Origin of the sequence: Desulfoglaeba alkanexedens ALDC, assembly GCF_005377625.1 — a bacterium.
Classification (GTDB): domain Bacteria; phylum Desulfobacterota; class Syntrophobacteria; order Syntrophobacterales; family DSM-9756; genus Desulfoglaeba; species Desulfoglaeba alkanexedens.
In genome coordinates, this window is record NZ_CP040098.1 from 1,332,599 (window position 1) to 1,352,500 (window position 19,902).

Below are 19,902 nucleotides of genomic sequence, written 5' to 3' on the forward strand. Positions count from 1 at the left end.
GACTTCCTTACAGGGCTTTGTAGAAGGGGGACATGGTGTCCCAGAAATCCGGCTCACTGCAACCAATGCAGGGATGACCCGCCTGGACCGGCCAACTTGTTCCGTCGTTGAACTTGACGGTCGGACAATTGTTGTAGGTCTCAGGCCCCTTGCAGCCCATATTGTAGAGGCACCAGCCCATTTCGGCTTCCTTGGAACCCCATTCTTCCACGAATTCACCGTTTTCGAAATGGGACCGGCGAGGGCATTGATCGTGAATGGTCTTTCCGTAGGCGAAAAGCGGGCGCTTGTAGGCATCCAGTTCGGGGAGTTTCCCAAAGAGCAGATAGTTCACCACGGTTCCGACAAAGTTGATGGGGTTCGGAGGACAGCCGGGAATCTTGACCACCGGCTTTGGGAGCGCCTCACCCAGAGCGTCTTCCACTCCCTTGGCGCCGGTGGGGTTGGGAGCCGCCGCCGCAACACCACCGAAAGAGGCGCACGTGCCAATGCAGATCACCGCCATGGACTTGGGGCAGATATCCCGCGCGATTTCCAGCATGGTCTTCCCGGCGATCATTCCGTATATGCCGTCGCCCGCCGTCGGAATGGCTCCGGCCACAACACACAGGAACTGGCCTTCGTATTTCGTCACCGCATCGTGAAGGGCCTTTTCGGCCTGCTCGCCTGCAGCCGCAAAAACGGTTTCGTTGTATTCAAGCGATAGGGTCTCCAGCAGCAGCTCATCGAACCACGGATAGGTGCTCCGCAAAAGCCCCTCTGTACACCCCGTGCATTCCGCAAAAGAAAGATAGACCACCGGAAGACGCTGAGAACCCGTGATGGCCTGAGCGATCTTGGGCGCGAAAGAGGGGGCGAGCCCCATGGTCGCAGATACCATGGTGCAGAACTTGAGAAACTCGCGCCGACTGACACCCTTTTCTGCAAGCCGCCTGTCGATGCTCTTGTCGCAGCTCATGAAACGCCTCCTTCTTGGTAGATTCTTTAAAAATCCCGTGGACCCACCAGCTCACAGCGATTGAACATACGAAAGCCCCTGCCGCACCGAAATGCGCCACACCCTAGTCTTGCGAGGCACATCCACCGAAGTTCTAAAGAAATCCGCCGGCGAGTACAAACGAAAAGGAACCCTCGCCATCCCGCCCCAGTCGGGGGGGCATGCACTCAATACCAAAAGGCCACAGGGCAAAACCCTGTGGCCTTCAGCATAAAGGGGCTCTCCGGTGAGAATGAAAATCAACAGGGACGTGAAGTTAGAGCCTCAGCACCAAACCGGATGACGTTTCCACGGGAATCTGCACAAGCACTCGTATTTCCACCGCAACGTGAAGCACCGCATCAATCGCTCGAACAAGAACCGCCGCAGGAACACACACAGGGAATAGAAATCGCGTTACATCTCCCATTCAACCCAGTCGCTACCACCGCAGCCAACCCAGAAAGCGCATCCACTACAACTGTCAGAGAGTCCCTCCACTTGGCGACAGAACCGGAAGAGGATCCGTCGCTACCGTTAAAACCGGCACAGCATTGTGAGCGTGAAACGAATCGGCGTTTGTGATCATCTTCAAAGTCGCGTCAAATTCAGCAGGATCGAACGGCTTTTTGAGAAAACCCTGAACACCGGCTTTTCGCACCTCTCGAGAAATCAGGTCGTAATCGTAGAATGAGATCATCACCACTCGAAGGTCGGGTCGCATCAGCATGAGCCGTCGGCCGAGATCGGCACCGTTGGCATCGGGAAGATGATATTCAATCACCGCAAGGTCGAAAGGGGCGCGAGAATGCAGTTCGATGGCGCGTCGAGCCGTCGCGCAACTGACCACGTCATATCCCGAACGTTCCAGGTAGCTTTGCAAAGAGCGCCTGAAGGGAGCATCATCTTCAACAAGGAGCACTCGCTGCATGATCACCTCATCCCGGTCCGTAGAGCCACCGCATATGCAAGTCTCAGTAAGCAACGGGCATGCCAAAAGGGTCCCAACGGCTCTTTCTCAGCAGAAACCAGGGTCTGAGCCGTTCCTACCCGGCAACCGGCTCCTTCCGCTCCTGAAGACTATTCGGCACATGCCCGTCCCTCCCACGTCGCCGGTACCGCCGGAAAGCACGCGGACCCTCGGCGTTTCCAGCTTTCTTGAAGGGTGGCGCATTATCTTCATTGGAGTCGGGAGATGGACAATACTCTACAGCCCTAAGAGCCGATACCGTATTTTTTGAGCCGGTACAGGAGTACGTGGCGGGGGATGGAAAGAAAACGTGCCGTTTTGGATTTGTTGCGGCCGCACTTTTCGTAGGCTTTTTTGATAACGGTCTTTTCAAGCGCCTGGAGAGAAACCCCTTCATCGGGGAGTTCGACCCCCAGACCGGCGTCTTCGCCTTCCATCTTCGCCGCCTCCCCACCGGGTCCAAGGAAACGCAAGTGGCGGCCCAGGACGGTGTCGTCGTTTTCCAGCAACACAACACGTTCGACGGCGTTTCGAAGCTCTCGGACATTTCCGGGCCATGCATAGGACAGCAGGATTTTCTGCGCATCCGGGCTCACCGTCCGGAACCGCTTTCCGTATTTGTCATTGAGCTGTTCGAGGAAATAGTGCGTGAGCGGCAGGATGTCCTGTCTGCGATCCCTAAGGGCCGGCAGCTTGATCTGGATGGTGGCCAGTCGGAAGAAAAGGTCCTTCCTGAAGGCGCCTTGTTCCGCCGCTTCCCACAGGTTCCGGTTGCAGGCCGATACGATTCGTAGGTCCACCCGGCGCTTCTTGGTGCCTCCCAGCGGATAGAATTCCTTCTCTTCGATGACGCGCAGAAGCTTCGCCTGAACCTCCGCCGGCAGATCCACCACTTCATCCAGAAACAGGGTTCCGCCGTCGGCCACTTCCAGCAGCCCTTCCTTGCCTTCAGCGCGGGCCCCTGTGAACGCGCCCTTTTCATAGCCGAAGAGTTCGCTTTCGATGATTTCCGGGCTGAAAACCGCGCAGTTGAGAGCCACAAATGGATAGGCGGCGCGTGGACTGCTGGAGTGGATAAGTCGTGCGAAGAGTTCCTTGCCTACGCCGCTTTCGCCCTGCAGGAGCACGCCGGCATCCGGGCTTTGGGCGCTCTTTACGGCAAGCATCTGAGCCTCCAGAAACGATGGATTGCGCCCCACGAGCCGGTCCACCTTCTGTAGCCGTTGCACTTCCTGCCGAAGGCGGTCCACCTCGTTTCGGAGGCTGGCGTTTTCCAGTGCGTGCTGGATGGTGAGTTCAAATTCCTCGAGGTCCACGGGTTTCACGAGGTAGTCGAAGGCTCCCCGCTTCATGGCGAGCACAACGTCTTTGACCTGCTCGTAAGCCGTGACCATGACCACCGTCGGAGACGGTCGGAGCTCCTTCAGTTGCGTCAGGATTTCCAGGCCGCTTTCGTCGGGAAGACCGATGTCGAGCAACACCAGGTCGGGTTCTTCGGCCCTGGCCAGTTCCAACCCCTCGCGGCCCGTGGCCGCTTCGATCACCGTGTGATCCTTCTGAAGAAACCTCACGATGGCCTGCCGGAAGCCCCGCTCATCGTCAACCAACAGGATTTTCTGCTTTTCGCGCATGGAAACCCGTAGATGCCGGCGTCACACGAGGACCCGGCTCCATCTTGAAGGGAAGGTCACCCGAAAGGCGGTTCCTGAATCGGCCCGGCTCTCCACGTCGATGTGCGCCCCGTGACGCTCCAGGATTTGTCTGGAAATGCTCAGGCCCAACCCCGTCCCCTCCGTCTTGCGCGTAAAGAAGGGATCGAAGATGCGGTCCTGATCTTCCGGAAGGATGCCCTCGCCGCTGTCGCGGACCTCCAGCACCACGGAAGCCGTATCCGGGAACCACCGCGTGCTCACTCGCAGCGTCCCCCCGTTGGGCATAGCCTCCACGGCGTTGATCACCAGGTTCATGAGTACCTGGGTGATCTGGTCCTGGTCCATTACAAGCGGCGGCACCTTCTCATCCAAATCCAACGTGAACTCGATCGGTGTTTTCCTTGAATGGACCCGAACCAGCTGGTAACAGTTCCTGACGATGGCGTTCAGGTTCGCGGGCAGGAACTGGGGTTCGCGGGGTCTCGCAAAGCTCAGAACCTGGCGCACGATGGCGTCGATCTTTTTCGCTTCGGCGATGAGATCGTGGAACATCTCCTGTTGCGTCGGTTCAAGGCTGAGCTCACGGTGAAGCAACTGAGCATTGAAATTGATCGTGGCGAGGGGATTGCGGATTTCATGGGCTATCCCCGCCGCCAAGGTCCCCAGAGCCTTCAAGCGCTCGTTCTGCTGCAGCCGCTGCTCCAGTTTTCTCGCTTCCGTCTCGTCCTTTTCATAATAGACCACCCGTTCCAGCTGGCCGGAACGATTCAGTACGGGAAACGCATAGTAGCGGTAGTAACCGTCCCAGAGGGGATGAGGCCCTTCGCGCTGAACGGGCCGCTTGGAATGCAGGCATTCCGTAATGGGGCAGTCGGACGGCGGCTCATCGCGCTGGTAGAGCACATCCCAGTAGAGCCTGCCGATCAGGCAGCCCATCCCGCCATAAACCGCCTCACTGGTCCGGTTGATCCTGAGGATCCGGCTTTTGTGATCGATCAGGAAGATGCTGTGCTGAATGGCGTCGAAGGTGATTTCCAATTCCATCCTGGCACGCTGCACGGATTCCAACAATTGCGCATTTTCGATGGCCACCCCGATCTGGTGCCCGATGGTGGCCAGGAACGCCTTGCGATCGGGCCGGACCTGCAGGTCGCCATGGTTGGCCAGATAAAGCAGCCCCAGGACGCCCTTTCTTGTAAAAAGGGGGATGCGGATGATTTCTTCGATGTGTTCTTCAGCCATCCGCTTTCTGAGCGTCGGGAAGAAGATGCCTTCACGGGGAAACCAGACCACCGGTTCGTGGGAATCGAATCGTTCCACCCATTTATCGCTCACACTGAAACGCTGAATGTCGGAAGTCAGCGTGGAACCAAAACCGTGATGGGCCGCGAGGCGCAGTTCATGCCTTCCGGCATCGCTGCCGCCCATCAGGTAAACGGCCCCCATCTTGAGCCGGAGCGTCCGCAGGATGGCCATGAGCGCCTCCTGCAGCACCTCATCCAACTTCGGGGAACTGTGAAGGACCGCCGAGATGTCGATGAGGATCTGTAGTTCTTTGTCCCTACGAATCATCTGTTCATCGGACGGGACCGGTTCGCCCGCCTTTGCGAGCCGTACATCGGATTGCCGAGGCATTTCCATCGCCGTTTTCGTCACCTCTTCCTTTCGCCGCTCCACCCCAGGCAGATGGGTTCCCTTTCCCCGGACAACTGAAAGCTCCGAGTCAAACGGCTGGAAAACGGGCAGAGTAGGGAGCACAAGGCGCGGTCATGGTTCGAGGAAGGAGAGAATGTGCGGTCGTACGGCAACTTCGGGGTTCGGGCGCACTGGCAGCCGCTATGAAGGATCCTTTCTGCTGCTGATCATTTCCCATTGCGCGGACACATTCTTCGCCAGTCGGATCGAAGCTGCATCCACCATCTTTCCGTCCAGGGCGAGCGATCCTTCGCCCCGTCGACGGGCCTCTTCATAAGCTGCAAGCAATCGCTCCGAGCGCGCCACATCTTCCGAAGAAGGACTGTAGATTTCATTGAGGATGGGCAATTGATCCGGGTGAATCGCCCACTTGCCGTCGTAGCCCAGGGCGGCGCTTATGAGGCAGGAGCGCCTGAGTCCTTCATGGTCCTTGGTATCGCCGTAGGGCGCATCCACGGCGGCGAGCCCTGCGGCCTTGGCGGCCATAACCATACGGCTCAAGGGGAAGTGCCACCGATGCCCCGGGTAAAACGCCTCCGCGTCGCCGTGGCCGCTCACACCCCGGCTCGGCATGGTCAGCGACGCCCCGTAGTCCGCCACCCCGAAAACCAGCGCCTCCAGCCTCGGCGAACTGAAGGCGATCTCCCCTACCCGAAGCATCCCCTCGGCTGTTTCGATAGAGGCTTCGATCCCGATGCGGCCGGGGAACCCCTTTCGGGCCTCGATCTGGGTGAGCAGATAGTCGACGGCACGGACTTCCGCGGGATCGTTGACCTTGGGTATGACGATCACGTCCAGTCGATCGCCCGCCGATTCCACGACGTCGATCACATCGCGGTAGGCATAAGGCGTATCCATCCCGTTCATGCGAAAGGATCGCACGCGATCCCCCCATTCGCCCGATCGAAGCGCCTCGACGACGGCACCGCGGGCGTTGTCCTTTTCGTCCACGGGTACGCTGTCTTCCAGGTCCAGCATGATCACATCCGCCGGAAGCCCGAAGGCTTTTCGAACCATCTTTTCCCGGTTGGCCGGAACCGAAAGGATCGACCTCCGGAGCCGAACGGGCCGTTCCATGTTTTACCCCTCTTCAGAAATCGAGATTCTCGAAATTCCATTGATTGGGAGGGAAACAATATCCCGGCAGACAGAACGCGGCAAGGAGAAGACGCAAGCGGATCCCTCAACCTCTCTACGCCTTCTCCCCGCGCTAGCACCCTACGCTTCCATGAGGGCCGCTCGTGCCGCGGCCAATCGCGCGATGGGCACCCGGTAAGGGGAACAGCTCACGTAGTCCAGCCCTATCTGATGGCAGAACTCCACCGAACTGGGTTCCCCGCCATGCTCGCCGCAAATCCCGATCTTCAACTCCGGTCGGGTCGATCGGCCTTTCCGGACCCCGATCTCCATCAGTTCACCGACTCCACTCCGATCGATCCGCTCGAAGGGGTCGAAGGTCCATATTTTGAGATCCAGGTAATCGTGCAGAAATTTCCCGGCATCGTCCCGGCTGATCCCGTAGACCGTCTGGGTGAGGTCATTGGTCCCAAACGAGAAGAACTCCGCCACCCGGGCGATTTCGTCGGCCGTTATGGCTCCCCGGGGAACCTCGATCATGGTCCCAACCTGGTATGACACGGTCACACCATGCTGTTCCATGACCTCCCGGGCCACCCGATCGACCACCTGCTTCTGGTGTTCCAGTTCCGCCACATGCCCCACCAGAGGAATCATGATCTCGGGATGGACGTCGATTCCTTCCTTCTTCACTTGGCAGGCCGCTTCCAGAATGGCCCGTGCCTGCATCTCCGTGATTTCCGGATAGACGATCCCCAGTCGGCAGCCCCGGTGCCCCAACATGGGATTGGCTTCGTGCAGCGCCTGGATCTTGGCTTCCACACGCTCCAAGGAAACCCCCATCTCTTCTGCAAGCTTCCGACATTCACGCTCACCTTGCGGCAGGAATTCGTGAAGCGGCGGATCCAATGTGCGGATCGTCACCGGAAGCCCGTTCATGACTCGGAAGATCCCCACGAAATCCTGCCGCTGCATGGGAAGCAACTTCGCCAGGGCCCGTTCGCGGCCCTTGCGATCCTCGGCAAGGATCATCTCCCGAACCGCGTCGATCCGGTTGCCTTCGAAGAACATGTGTTCGGTTCGGCAGAGCCCGATCCCTTCTGCGCCGAAGGCAAGCGCCGTTTTCGCCTGATCGGGCTGGTCGGCGTTGGTGCGGATGCCGAGCTTCCGGTGCTGATCGGCCCACGTGAGCAGCGCCACGTAATCCTGATAGATCTGGGAATCCTCGGGGGCCATGCTTCCCTCCACAAGAACCTGCATGACCTCCGACGGGCGCGTGGGGATCCGCCCTTCAAAGACTTCTCCGGTCGATCCGTCGATGGATATCCAGTCCCCTTCACGGACCAGGCGCCCGTCGACGCTGATCTGCCGCTTGCGATAATCGATTTCCAGGGCGTGGCAGCCGACCACACATACCTTGCCCATCTGGCGGGCGACCAGCGCCGCATGGGACGTCATCCCCCCCGCGACGTAAGGATTCCCACGGCGGCATGCATGCCCCGGATATCTTCCGGGGAAGTCTCAAGCCGAACCAGGATCACCTTTTCGCCCCTTTCGGCCCATTGTTCAGCATCCGGAGCGTTGAAGACCACACGGCCGGTCGCCGCTCCGGGCCCCGCGTTCAACCCCTTGGCAAGGAGCGACTTGCGGGCGAGTGCTTCCTCCTTGGCCCTGGGATCGAAGATCGGTCGAAGCAGCTGGTTGAGCTGATTGGGTTCCACCCGCATCAGGGCCTCTTTCTCGGTCAGGATGCCCTCACGCACCATGTCCACCGCGATCTTGAAAGCCGCGAACCCCGTTCTCTTGCCCGACCGCGTCTGAAGCATCCACAGCTTCTTGCGCTCGATGGTGAACTCCACGTCCTGCATGTCGCGGTAGTGGCGCTCCAGAATGCTGCGGATCCGTTCCAACTCCTGGTAGGCTTCCGGCATGGCCTCTTCCAGCGACACCATGCTCGGATCGGTCTTCTGCAATCGGTTGATCGGCTGCGGAGTCCGAATCCCTGCGACCACGTCTTCCCCCTGGGCGTTGATCAGATACTCGCCGTAAAGGACGTTTTCCCCTGTGGCCGGATTTCGTGTGAAGGCCACGCCGGTCGCACAGTCGTCGCCCATGTTTCCGAAGACCATGGCCTGTACGTTAACCGCCGTCCCCATATCGTCCGGAATGTCGTTCAACTGGCGATAGGTGATGGCCCGGGGGTTGTCCCAGGATCCAAAAACCGCGCTGATCGCACCCCAGAGCTGCTCTCTGGGATCCTGGGGAAACTCAATGTCGAGCCTCTGCTTGATGAGCGCCTTGTATCGTTGCACCAGTTCCTTGAGGTCGTCCGCTGAAAGTTGATGGTCGAATTCAACACCGCGGGCCTTCTTGATTTCGTCGATCACCTCTTCGAAGGGATCCACATCGTCTTTGTCTTCCGGTTTGAGCCCCAACACCACGTCGCCGTACATGGCAAGGAATCGCCGATAACAGTCGTAGGCGAATCGCTCGTCCCCGGTCTCCCTGGCGAGCGCTTCCACAGTCCGATCATTGAGCCCCAGATTCAAAACCGTGTCCATCATGCCGGGCATGCTCTTCGCCGCACCCGATCGAACCGAGACCAAAAGCGGTCGCTCGGAATTTCCGAATCGGCGACCCATGAGGTCCTCCAGGCGCTTGAGAGCTTCGTTCACTTGAGCGTCCAATTGAGGCGGATACTCGTGATGGTGCCTGTAGAAATAGGTGCAGACTTCGGTCGTAATGGTAAAACCCGGCGGTACGGGAATCCCCAAGTTGGTCATCTCGGCCAGATTTGCCCCTTTGCCACCCAACAGTTCCTTCATCTCGGCACTGCCTTCGGCTTTTCCTTCACCGAAAAAGTAGACGTACTTGGTTGCCATATGCTGCTTCTCCCCTCCCGCACTCCGGCTCAAAAAACACCTGTGGTTCTCACCTCACCGTCGCCCTTTCCCGTCGCCGGCGAAGGCGGAGCGACCGGTGGTTTCCGATCACCCTGACTTCGCCGCGCTGGGAACTTCAACCACTTCGCATCGACTTCTTCCTCGATTCGCCCTTTTCGGAACAAAAAGACCCCACCAGCCGATAGATGGGGCCGCAAGCGCTGACGGCAAGCTGCTCTCAAACCTCCAGCCAGGAATCCGAATAAAGGGTATGCCCGAGGATCACCTTGGCTGTCTTGACGAAGTCCTGCTCTTCTTTGCTGAGCGATGCCATGTCGATTTCTTCGCCGTCTTCCACCTTGGCGACCAGCGCTTCCAGTTCCGGGCGCTTCCCCTTGGCGATCTGGTGCAGTTTCTTGTCGAAGGTATCCACGATGGCCGAGGTCATGCCGCGCCGCTTCCAAAGGATGAGCATGACCTGGTTCAAGATCGGCCGCAAATGCTCCGGCGCTCCGTTGGAAACGTTGGACAGCCCGATAGTGCTGCGACACCCCGGCGCCATGTCGGCGAACATATCCATGAAAGCAAGCGCACTCATGATCTGAATCTGCTGAACGTTCACGGGCGTCTGAATCGGGTCGATGTAAATCCTTTCCGGGACAATTCCCAGATCGCTCGCCCGGAAAAGCAGCTCGGCGCACAGCGCGCCGCGTTCATTTTCATCCCGCGGCATGCCTTCCGGTCCCCACAGCAGTCCGATGAACTCCGCATCGTATTCCTTGGCAAGCGGCAGCAGCGCATCCATGCGTTCCTGGCGCACCATGATGGAATTGATCATGGCCCGGCCCTTCTTGTGGGCCTTGAGCCCCGCTTCGATGGCTTTCACATTGGACGTATCGAGCGCCAGCGGCAGATCCACCACTTCGTGGATCACCGGCACCAGCCAGCTCATCATTTCCTCGCCCGTCTTGCCGGCCGGACCTATGTTGAGATCAATGTAGTCCATACCGGCTTCGGCCTCGATCACCGCCAACTCCTGCAGCGTCTTGGCATCCCGCTCCTTCAGAGCCTTCCCGTATTTTTTGCTCATGATATTGAGATTTTCACCAATAAGCTTCATGCGACTCTCCCCCCTCTAGAATGTCCGCGTATCCCTGCCCAAGAACCGGCGGGAAGTCGGCGGAAGGTTCGACCTCGAACGGCTGCCCCGCTCCTTCCGCCGGTCTCCCCCCTAAGCCGGCTGGTAGCTTTTGAGGAACTTCGGAATATGGCTGGCTTCTCTAGGTCCGACAACAACGCTCCAACCGGGGATCTCTTCTTCCAGCTCTCCGCTGATGGACGCCGCATAACCAGGAATCACCACGCTCTTGTGCTTCACCTTGTCCATAATGCCGCATTTATTGATGAAAGTACCCACGCTCTCCCCATTGAACTTTCCGGCCGCCCAAGCCGTCATTACCGAAAGGCCTTCCGTGTCCTGGACCAACAGCCAAGCCGGCACGCGGCTCGCTTCGATTTCTCCCGACACGATGAAGTAGGTGAGTGAGAAATTGCAGGTGACCAGGACGGGGGAATTTTCATCCGGATTGTTAATGGGATAGATCCCCTGCTCCGCCATCATCGGCCGCTGCGGGTCGGTGTAGATGTTCAGGCGCTCAATCAGCAACGGGAAGAGCACCTCCGGCTGGAAATCGCTCATAACAATCAATGCGCCGTACTTGGCCACAAAGGTCCCGGCCACCAGGCCTTCGCCCATCAGGTCGTCCGCCATTTCGTTGGCAATAACAATGGTTGGAAATCCCAAGGGCCGGAACCGGTTCTTCAGCGCGGCACGCCGGATCTGGATCTGATCCTGAAACAGCTTCTTCAACTCCCGGCTTCCGGTATCGATGACAATGTCCTTGATACCCATGCCCGTGAGTTTTTCGGTGAGGGCGATCACGCTGTCGAGCGTCCCGTCACCTTTGACCGCCACCGGGCAGCCGAGTTCCTTGGCCAACGCCCCCATGGCGTCCGCGTTTTCGGCCGTCGCTGCGTAGATCAACGGTTTCTTGTCCTTCAGTTCCCCCGCCGCCGCCTTCATGACATCTGGATTTTCACTCATGAGTATGAGGGCCGCTCCGGTCTCATCAGAGACTCTCTTGGCAAGAGCCGCGAATTTTCCTGCATCTCCCCCGACATCCTTCACCGCGAACATTTCGGGACGAAGCGTCAATCCCACGCGGTCCCACTGACTGGCCTTGAATCGTTCCATCTTCCCGGCGACAGAGGCATCGTCCTCGTCCGTCGCCACCACAGCAGCAAACCCCGGAGGATTGACAAAGGTCTTTTCATGCCGAAACAGGACGAGTTCACCGCCGATCTTCACGGCATAATCGCCCGTACCGATGGTGAGCGGCCGGATGGGAGGAGCGGAATCGGCCGCCAGCTTTTGTCTGGCTTCTTCGGAAACGTGAGGGCAAGCGTCGAGCTCGGCTTTTCCTGCAGCCAGGTTCATGGCAAACGCCAGGCATGTGGGAACACCGCAGTCTCCACAGTTGGTTTTGGGAAGTAGTTTATAGATTTCAATACCCGTCAAGCCCATTTGCTTCTCTCCTCATCGCTTTTCGCATCCGCAATTTCTGAACCGAGCAGAAGGGACTCGGTCCCTTCTGCTCGGGGCTTTATCCGAGAATGGGTTCCATGGAAAGCGCCGGGTGGCCGACTTCCTGGAGGAAGGGGAGGATTTCATCTTCCGTCACCCCTTGCTCCTCGGTGGCGATCATGTCAACGAGGTTCGGGACCCCAACCTCCTCGCCCCGCCGTATAAGGCGCTCGCGGATTTCTTCCTTGAGCATCTTGGGCATCCAAACCATGCGCTTGATGCCGCCGTCGCCCACGATGAATTTACGCTGCGTGATGTTGTACTTGGCGTGTCCCACAAAACCCGGCGTCACCAGCCCGCCGCCGATGGTTCCGGCAAGCGTCGTGAACTTCATCCCACAGGGGGTCATGCCCATGTATTCCCGGTTGACAGTCATGATGCCGTTACACATCGGGAGAACCGCAGCGATGCATTCACAGCATCCACAGGTGGTCATGGGATCGTAAACGACGCTGTAGAAATTGACGCTTTTCACCGCACCGCGCGACGCCATTTCCACGAACTCGTTCACACCTTTCCAGTTGCCCAGCTTCGGATCCAAGCACTCGCCCTTGTTGACCGGCTGGTTGGGGCCCGTAGGGTTGATTTCATGGGACGCCTTGCAATCCAACCAATTGTAGGCTCCGCAGAGTCCTGTCCGTTCGGGACTCACCACGCACACGTGGGTGGGAGCAAACGACTGGCACAGGATGCAGGAGTAGTAGGTCTCCGTGGTTTCGTCGGTCATACCCTCGATGCGCTCGTCGCGCTCCTTGTACACCTTCTGTGCCACGGGAACCCATTCCTTCACCTTGGCCTCATCGGTGTAAATCTTCACCTGGCACTTGTCGAAGATCGCTCCGAAATCCTGGTGGAACTTGGCATGGAGGATCTTGCCGATGTGCTCCAGGGTGAAGCCCTTTTCCACCGCGGCCTTGCCGATGCGGTACCAGGCGATATCCCGCTGACCGATGTGCATTACCCCCTGGGCGTAGTTCACCAGATGGTGAATCTGGCGTTCCAGAATCGGCTCGTAGTCTTCCTGCATCCTACGGCCGGCCACTTCCACCACCACCGCCAGCGGCAACCGGCTTCCGGGCTGGACGTCCTTGATGTCCGGACCGATCACTTCGACCTTGCCGTCCTCCACCTTGTCCATGTCGGCGATCCGGACCAATTCCACGCATGGAGTCTTTCCGCCGCCGCACTCCAAATACACATCATCCTTGCGCACGCGCTCACCTTCAAATGCCGGCCCGTAAGCCACCGGAACCGGAACCTCCGTGATCGTGACCTTCAGGCCGCGCACTTCGATGGATTTGGCACAGATCTGGTCGTAAGGCACACTGGAAACCACGTGCTCGTAGGTGCACACACCGGTCGGTAGGATTTCCGGGATGTCCGTGTCGGCAATGGTCGGAAAACCCCAGTTGACGGCTCCGGCCGCGTTGGCCGCCCATTCGGCGTTCACCTCACCCAAAGCGTTCACGAAGGCGAAGATGCGGTTCTTGTTGTAGAGCAGGTTCTTTCGGTAGTCGCCGGGTTCCACGCCGCCGAAGGACATGGCCGCGCGATTGGCAAAACCCAGCGCGAACACCGCCGCGGAAATATCCGGGCCGAAGGGAACGAGCCGTGTCGACCAACCGATCTGGACTCCGGCCTCAATGAGCTGTTCCGCGAAGGTGGTGCCCCCTTGGTTGGCGCACATGAACACGTACAGGCTTTTCCGTTGATATTCCTCAGCGATCGCCTTGGCGATTTCCGGGTTCGGAGCCGCCCCGACGATGGTGGCAAAGCCTGGGGCGCTTCCGTCCACGAACTCGATCCCACGCTTTCTCATGATGGCGTCGTCGGCCGCGCCGAGCCAAATCTTTCCGGCTTCCAGGTCCGGATCCTCAGCAGGAAAGTAGAAGTCCGGATCCTCAACATAGCGGATCGCTTCCACCACTTCTTCGGCCAGAATCGCCGCCATTCCGGCGTCCAACATTGAGCCCAGGTACGGCGTGTAAATCCGTTCCTTGATGTGAGCCGGCAGCAGCTTCCAGCAGCGTTGCAACACCGGTTCCGCGTCGGCGAGCTTCTCCACCTTGATCCCCAGTATGGAATAAATCACCGGCAGGTAATAGGCGGTGTTCGGAAATTCCAAAGGCTGATTGGGCCCGTACTTATCCATGGCTTTCTTGAACTTGCCTTCCGCCTTGGAAACGATATTGTAAGCGCCCTGAATCGCCGCAAATGCTACTAACCTGGACATAACGGCACTCCTTTTCTTAAGGGATGTTGCTTCGTTGTTTGAATTTCCACCCCGACTCTTCGCCGGGAAGCTCAGCAAGGTGGAGACCCGATGCGCACCCGGCGCAACGGGACTCCCTCGCTCTTACACCTCCATGGCGCGCCGGTCTTCCATGCCGAAGAGCTTCCGTTCGCGTTCGCCCATGATGCCAAGGGCTTCGCGCTTTTTGTCGATGTGCGAGATCATGAGGTGAGCCATTTCGATGGGATCTTCCGCGAAGCCCCATTTGCCGCAGCCCAGTTCTTCCAGGCCTTCGAAGAGGAGCTTGTGGAACTTCGTCCCTTTTATGGCGGGGAAGCCCACGCCGAAGACCGTGTACAGCCCCGAGGCCACGAAATAGTGGCCGATGCTGATGGCCTTCTCGCTCATCCACTCGGGGGCCGCCCCCGCAACTGGAAGATCCGCAATGCTTTCGCCCAGGCCGCCGGTACGGACCATCTCGGCGCAGGCGATGAGGATCCGGCTGTTGTCCACGCAGGAGCCCAGCCCCAGAACCGGCGGCATCCCCACCGTTTCGCACACTTCCGCCAGGCCGTCTCCAGCCAACACCGCCGCATCGGGTTTCATGAGGCCCGCTTTGGCGAGGGCAATCTGCGAGCAGCCCGTCTGCACCACCAGCACGTTGTTGCGGATCAGTTCCTTGACCACTTCGACGTGCACGTAGTCGTGCCTCACCCGCGGGTTGGTGCAGCCCACAACCCCTGCGAGGCCTCGGATCCGGCCGTTGATGATGTTTTCATTGAGGGGCACGTACGAACCGCGGAAGGTCCCGCCCAGCATGTAGCTGATATATTCGTGCGAAAACCCGTGGATCCCCATGTCACGCCGCTGCGGGATCACCACCCGCCCTGGCCGGTTCTTGTACCGCTCGATGGCCAGCTGCACCACCTTGTCGGTGCACGAACGCGGCGTGTGTTCATGGAACTCGATGTGTTCCGCCCCTTCGATCTTCGCCCGCGGATTGGTGGTGAAAAACTTCGTCCCGTAGCATTTGGCCATGGTCGAAAGCCCCTGCTTGATACACTGGACGTCCACCGCCATGGCGTCCACCGCCCCCGTGGCGATGACGACTTCCGTGCTCATGAAGTTCCCCACATGCGGCACCCCGTGACGGCTTAATACCTCCGCCCCCGAGCAGCACATCCCCACAAGGTTGATCCCGGCGGCTCCCGCTTCCTTTGCCTTCTCGACGAGCGCCGGGTCGTTGACCGAATCGATCATGGACTCGAACAGGTTCGGTTCGTGGCCGTGCACGATGACGTTCACGTGGTCTTCCTTCAAAAACCCCATGTTCACGCCCCCTACCAACGGCTTCGGCGTCCCGAAAAGGATGTCCGAAATCTCGGTGGCCACCATCGAACCGCCCCAGCCGTCGGCGAGCGCCGTCCGCGAACACTGCTTCACGATGTTTTCGTAGTGCTGGTCCACCCCTATGTGGGTCCGGTGCATGATCTCCATGATCTCGCGCATGGACCCCCGCGGAACGATCCCCAGCTTCCGCCAGGTCTCAACCGTCTTCGGCGGCACCCGCTTGACGAACGGAATCTCGCCTTCCACCTGCGTGTAGGTCCGCTCCAGCTCGTGATAGAGATCCAAGGCGATCTCCTTCACCTCCCGGCCCGCCGTCTCGATGCCGATGCTCTCCGCCACCGTCCGGAGCTTCTCTTCGTCCTTGATCTTGTAGTCGGCGATCCTTCCGTTTACAACCTCCCGGAACACATCCAGCATGCTCATCCCGTGGTCCGTGTGCGCGGCACACCCAGACGCCACCATCCGCGCAAAGTTCCGCGCCGCAATGGTGTCGATAGTTGCCCCGCACACCCCCACCTTCGCATACGGATCCTTGGGATTCAAACGGCACGGACCCATGAAACAATGCTTGCAGCAGGCCGAATCCGCACCGATCGGGCACGGCTTCATCTCCGCCGCCCGCTGAAACGCCGTCTCCACACCGTCGGCCGCCGCCTTCTCAAGCATCTGGACCGTCGCTTCACACATCGAAAAATCACGGAAATTGTACTGCTTCGCCTTCTTCTCTTCAGCCATGATCGCACCTCTTCTCCCCCTTCGTGGGGGCGATGATTCTCCGGTTGCCAGGATGACTCGCACTTCCGTGCCTTCCGGGAACGTCCTAAACCATTTGCGCGATGAAGCCCTTGACTAGCTTCACCGCATCGGGATGGCGCATCACCAGCACGTCGGAACCAGCCAAAAGAAGGACGACAGCCGTCAGGGCTTCCATCATCACGCCGCGCTTCTTCGGATCCCCCAGGTCCGGGGCTTCGTCGGCCGTCAGGTTGGCTTCCTTGCTCTTCCAGACTTCGTTGCCCATATTGTTGATCATCGGCTGCTGCAGCTTCTCGTCCTGCTGCGTGAGGGCCGCTTGCATGATTCTTTCCATGACCGAATAGCTGTATTCGAGCCCGTAGCCCAGTCCGCCCGTGGTCGGATCAATGATGATGTTTTCCGGCTTGACGCCCAGGTTCCCGAGCAGGATGTTCAGCTGCTTGGCCAGGTTGACATCAATGGGCGACGAAGCAACCACTGTATGTCCATATCCCAGACACGCTGCACCGATCTGCTTGTAATCCCCCTCTTCTACGGGCGACAGGGCCAGGTGCTTTCCGGCACATGCTTCCGCCACGGCCCGCATTACTTCCGTGTCCTTTTCGTGGTTGGCCGTCCCCCAAACAACGACCGGAACGTCGACGCTATCGACCACCTTCTTCACCACCGCGGCGACTTCCTGAGCCGGCTTGTTGTCGGCGTTGGGATCCGCGCTCTTGGTTTGAATCACGATGATTTCAGCACCGTAGTCGTCGATGCACTTCTTCGCCCAAGCTACCGGATCGGCAAGCACATCCTGGAACGGCTCTTTGGCGGCATCAGACCACTCCGCCGAAGGATCCTTGTCCCAGATTTCCATGGCGACCCTAGGGGGATGCGGCATCTCTCCCTCAAAGGTGTAAAAAGGAAAAGCGCTGCGCCCACCCACGGTGACCGCTTTGTCACCCAACCCAAGGGTGACCTTCCGAATGCTCCCTGTGTATTTTTGTTTGATCAGTTCAAAAGCCAAGGCTCATACCTCCTTTCAGATTTGTGCTTTTTTTCATTTGACACCCCCTCAAATACCCTTCCCCATAGGTCTTTTCCGAACGTCGCGACCGGTTCAATGAGAAGCGGTCCAGAACCGACCGTCTACATCAAAAAGCAAATGTCCCCTTCCCGCATCAGTCCGTCCGATGAGGGGATCCACTACGCCTTCCTTCCCAAAAGCTCACCGGCCAAACCCCTCCGGAACACACCCGCCCGCTCAGTAGCAACCTCGAAAACGACGATGAAAGACATGATGAATTGTTTTGCTAGCGAGCCTTGTTCTGACTGGCGAGTGGGGTCACTGCTCATGGGCGCTCAGCCGATTAAAGAGAGGCCCTTCAATCACCGGATGGCAGCCGCTGGCATAAGAGGCCGCCCGCGATGCGGACAAGGCCCTCTTAGCGTGTGGTCTTCACAGATATAAGATTCACAAAGAAATGTCAACTCGTTTTGATTTCCTGGAGGCAAGGGGCGAAACCTGCGTGCGGACCCGGCTCTCATCCCGCAGTTCTGCTACGGCAGCACCTCAGAACACCGGAGCCGGGCAGACCTCACGTCAGAAGCAACTGGGGATGACCAGATGTTTCCTGGCGTCCCTCCTTGTGCGGATCACCGGATCGTGTTTGGCCGCTCGCGTCTCCCGTTCGATTCGGATTTTCCCTTCGACCCAGAACACCCGCGCCGTATGGTACGGATCACTGAGCAGACTCTGATCCAAAGGGAGCCGCCACCACGTGAAACGAAGCATTCTCTCCACCCCCCACCGTGCGGGGTAATAGAGCAACGGGTCGAACTGGAAATAACCGTCCATGAGGATGGATCGTACAATCACGTGGCGGGGTGGGGAAGCGATGGCCTTTCTGAGCCTCCGCTCAATTACGGCGGCGAGGACTCGACCGGCATCCTGCGACACCACTTGGGTGGGATAGAAGTCGCCGGGCGGGCTATGGCCGAAATTCCGCTTCACCAAGGCCACGTCCTTGAGAATTCTTCGAGCGTCCCAGAAATCCAGGTCCGTGAAGACGTGGAACCGGTACTTGCTCGCACTGGGATGACCGTATACAATTTGTGCCATGCTGAGCCGTCCCGCCGAAAGGAAACGCCGCGTCAACCCCTGCAACCACAGCCGCAGCCATCCTCGAGGCCCTCGGAATGAACCACGGCGACCCTCTCCAAACCGTAGCGGTCAATCAAGTTCCGGATCTCTTCGGGAAAAAGATAGTGGATGAACGTATCTTCAATTCCCTCCACCCGGCCGACATAGCCATCGAGCAACGCTCGAAGGGGAGGCTGCAACCGCGAAACGTAGAGAGTATCCAGGAAGGATTTCTGGTCCGGTTCACTAACAAAGCAAAGAGGCATCCACGCTTCCTTGGTCTTGAGAAATCCCACGTAGTAAAGGTCGTCGGAAGTCCCGGCAAAGAAATCGTTGAGGTCCAGAAGCTCTATCATATTCTAGGTACCTTTCCCCTGAAAGAGGCACTCAGTTTTTGCGTCTTGCTTATTTTAAGCACCTGAAAGTCCAAAGATCAAGCTCCGTCAAAAACAAAAGCCCCTCGGGCTTTCGGTGCCCGGGGGGCTTAATATGGAGATGGACCGGCGACGCCCTACTCTCCCACGCAGTCGCCCGCGCAGTACCATCGGCGCAGAGGAGCTTAACTTCCGTGTTCGGGATGGGAACGGGTGTTTCCTCCTCGCTTGAGTCACCGGCCCAAGGGGGGATTCAGTTCTGAACAGGGGTAAACGGTATGGGGCGGGGGTCGGCTTGGGTTTTTCCTTTGGGAAAAGGGATGGTCAAGCCTCACGGCCTATTAGTACCGGTCAGCTTCATCCGTTACCGGACTTCCACACCCGGCCTATCAACCTCGTGGTCTACGAGGGGCCTTCAGCGTCCCGCCGAAGCGGGACGGGGGAACTCTTATCTTGGGGTGGGCTTCCCGCTTAGATGCTTTCAGCGGTTATCCCTTCCGAACATAGCTACCCAGCGGTGCCCCTGGCGGGACAACTGGTACACCAGAGGTTCGTCCATCCCGGTCCTCTCGTACTAGGGACAGATCCCCTCAAAGTTCCTGCGCCCACGGTAGATAGGGACCAAACTGTCTCACGACGTTTTAAACCCAGCTCACGTACCGCTTTAATCGGCGAACAGCCGAACCCTTGGGACCTGCTCCAGCCCCAGGATGCGATGAGCCGACATCGAGGTGCCAAACCTCCCCGTCGATGTGAACTCTTGGGGGAGATCAGCCTGTTATCCCCGGCGTACCTTTTATCCGTTGAGCGACGGCCCTTCCATACGGAACCGCCGGATCACTAAGACCGACTTTCGTCCCTGCTCGAGATGTCTCTCTCGCAGTCAGGCTCCCTTATGCCTTTACACTCTACGGCTGGTTTCCAATCAGCCTGAGGGAACCTTCGCGCGCCTCCGTTACCCTTTGGGAGGCGACCGCCCCAGTCAAACTACCCACCAGGCACTGTCCCCGGGAAGGATCACTTCCCAAGGTTAGAATCCTAGACGCGTAAGGGTGGTATTTCAAGGGCGGCTCCATGAGAGCTGGCGCCCCCACTTCATAGCCTCCCACCTATCCTACACATACACGCCCAAAATCCAATGCCAAGCTGTAGTAAAGGTGCACGGGGT

The 19,902-nt window shown here is 58.7% G+C and carries 12 protein-coding genes, 2 rRNA genes and 1 pseudogene (1 of these 15 running past the window's edge); all 15 read right to left on the reverse strand.

All coding sequences use genetic code 11. The features are described from left to right. Positions 1-7 precede the first annotated feature (7 nt). Positions 8-958, reverse strand: coding sequence for a hydrogenase small subunit (locus tag FDQ92_RS06200; protein ID WP_137423778.1), 951 nt, complete (start codon positions 956-958; stop codon positions 8-10). Positions 959-1,460: 502 nt separating this feature from the next. Further along, positions 1,461-1,907, reverse strand: a complete 447-nt coding sequence (locus FDQ92_RS06205; protein ID WP_137423779.1) for a response regulator — start codon at positions 1,905-1,907, stop codon at positions 1,461-1,463. 284 nt (positions 1,908-2,191) lie between these two features. Further along, positions 2,192-3,577: a sigma-54-dependent transcriptional regulator gene (locus FDQ92_RS06210; RefSeq protein WP_137423780.1), complete on the reverse strand. Its 1,386-nt coding sequence runs from the start codon at positions 3,575-3,577 to the stop codon at positions 2,192-2,194. Positions 3,578-3,598: 21 nt separating this feature from the next. Beyond that, positions 3,599-5,254, reverse strand: coding sequence for a sensor histidine kinase (locus FDQ92_RS06215; protein WP_137423781.1), 1,656 nt, complete (start codon positions 5,252-5,254; stop codon positions 3,599-3,601). A 180-nt stretch (positions 5,255-5,434) separates the two neighbouring features. Next, positions 5,435-6,370 carry an HpcH/HpaI aldolase/citrate lyase family protein gene (locus tag FDQ92_RS06220; protein ID WP_137423782.1) on the reverse strand — a complete coding sequence of 312 codons (936 nt, stop codon included), beginning with the start codon at positions 6,368-6,370 and terminating at the stop codon, positions 5,435-5,437. Between the two features lie 141 nt (positions 6,371-6,511). Next, a pseudogene (ppdK, locus tag FDQ92_RS16175) lies at positions 6,512-9,252 on the reverse strand (pyruvate, phosphate dikinase). 238 nt (positions 9,253-9,490) lie between these two features. Further along, complete coding sequence (locus tag FDQ92_RS06230; protein WP_137423783.1) at positions 9,491-10,372, reverse strand: dihydropteroate synthase; 882 nt, start codon at positions 10,370-10,372, stop codon at positions 9,491-9,493. 111 nt (positions 10,373-10,483) lie between these two features. Next, positions 10,484-11,836 carry an acetyl-CoA decarbonylase/synthase complex subunit gamma gene (acsC, locus tag FDQ92_RS06235; protein ID WP_137423784.1) on the reverse strand — a complete coding sequence of 451 codons (1,353 nt, stop codon included), beginning with the start codon at positions 11,834-11,836 and terminating at the stop codon, positions 10,484-10,486. Positions 11,837-11,915: 79 nt separating this feature from the next. Continuing rightward, complete coding sequence (acsB, locus tag FDQ92_RS06240; protein ID WP_137423785.1) at positions 11,916-14,129, reverse strand: acetyl-CoA decarbonylase/synthase complex subunit alpha/beta; 2,214 nt, start codon at positions 14,127-14,129, stop codon at positions 11,916-11,918. A gap of 123 nt (positions 14,130-14,252) precedes the next feature. Next, entirely contained in the window at positions 14,253-16,214 is a 1,962-nt protein-coding gene (cooS, locus tag FDQ92_RS06245) for an anaerobic carbon-monoxide dehydrogenase catalytic subunit (RefSeq protein WP_137423786.1), read from the reverse strand. 85 nt (positions 16,215-16,299) lie between these two features. Then, the gene (locus FDQ92_RS06250; RefSeq protein WP_137423787.1) at positions 16,300-17,244 is read right to left on the reverse strand and encodes an acetyl-CoA decarbonylase/synthase complex subunit delta; all 945 of its coding nucleotides are present in this window, start codon (positions 17,242-17,244) and stop codon (positions 16,300-16,302) included. A 576-nt stretch (positions 17,245-17,820) separates the two neighbouring features. Beyond that, entirely contained in the window at positions 17,821-18,339 is a 519-nt protein-coding gene (locus FDQ92_RS06255; RefSeq protein ID WP_137423788.1) for a hypothetical protein, read from the reverse strand. Positions 18,340-18,371: 32 nt separating this feature from the next. Beyond that, on the reverse strand, positions 18,372-18,716 hold the full coding sequence (locus tag FDQ92_RS06260) for a hypothetical protein (protein ID WP_137423789.1): 345 nt from the start codon (positions 18,714-18,716) through the stop codon (positions 18,372-18,374). Positions 18,717-18,858: 142 nt separating this feature from the next. Continuing rightward, positions 18,859-18,975, reverse strand: a 5S ribosomal RNA gene (gene rrf, locus FDQ92_RS06265). Between the two features lie 79 nt (positions 18,976-19,054). Continuing rightward, positions 19,055-19,902: ribosomal RNA gene (locus FDQ92_RS06270) — 23S ribosomal RNA — on the reverse strand (it continues 2,152 nt past the right edge of the window).

Excerpts from the sequence above, each read along its gene's own strand:
- acsB (WP_137423785.1), bottom strand. The coding sequence starts at position 14,129 with ATGTCCAGGTTAGTAGCATTTGCGGCGATTCAGGGCGCTTACAATATC.
- FDQ92_RS06205 (WP_137423779.1), bottom strand. The coding sequence starts at position 1,907 with ATGCAGCGAGTGCTCCTTGTTGAAGATGATGCTCCCTTCAGGCGCTCT.
- FDQ92_RS06210 (WP_137423780.1), bottom strand. The coding sequence starts at position 3,577 with ATGCGCGAAAAGCAGAAAATCCTGTTGGTTGACGATGAGCGGGGCTTC.
- FDQ92_RS06260 (WP_137423789.1), bottom strand. The coding sequence starts at position 18,716 with ATGATAGAGCTTCTGGACCTCAACGATTTCTTTGCCGGGACTTCCGAC.
- acsC (WP_137423784.1), bottom strand. The coding sequence starts at position 11,836 with ATGGGCTTGACGGGTATTGAAATCTATAAACTACTTCCCAAAACCAAC.
- FDQ92_RS06220 (WP_137423782.1), bottom strand. The coding sequence starts at position 6,370 with ATGGAACGGCCCGTTCGGCTCCGGAGGTCGATCCTTTCGGTTCCGGCC.
- FDQ92_RS06200 (WP_137423778.1), bottom strand. The coding sequence starts at position 958 with ATGAGCTGCGACAAGAGCATCGACAGGCGGCTTGCAGAAAAGGGTGTC.
- FDQ92_RS06255 (WP_137423788.1), bottom strand. The coding sequence starts at position 18,339 with ATGGCACAAATTGTATACGGTCATCCCAGTGCGAGCAAGTACCGGTTC.
- cooS (WP_137423786.1), bottom strand. The coding sequence starts at position 16,214 with ATGGCTGAAGAGAAGAAGGCGAAGCAGTACAATTTCCGTGATTTTTCG.
- FDQ92_RS06230 (WP_137423783.1), bottom strand. The coding sequence starts at position 10,372 with ATGAAGCTTATTGGTGAAAATCTCAATATCATGAGCAAAAAATACGGG.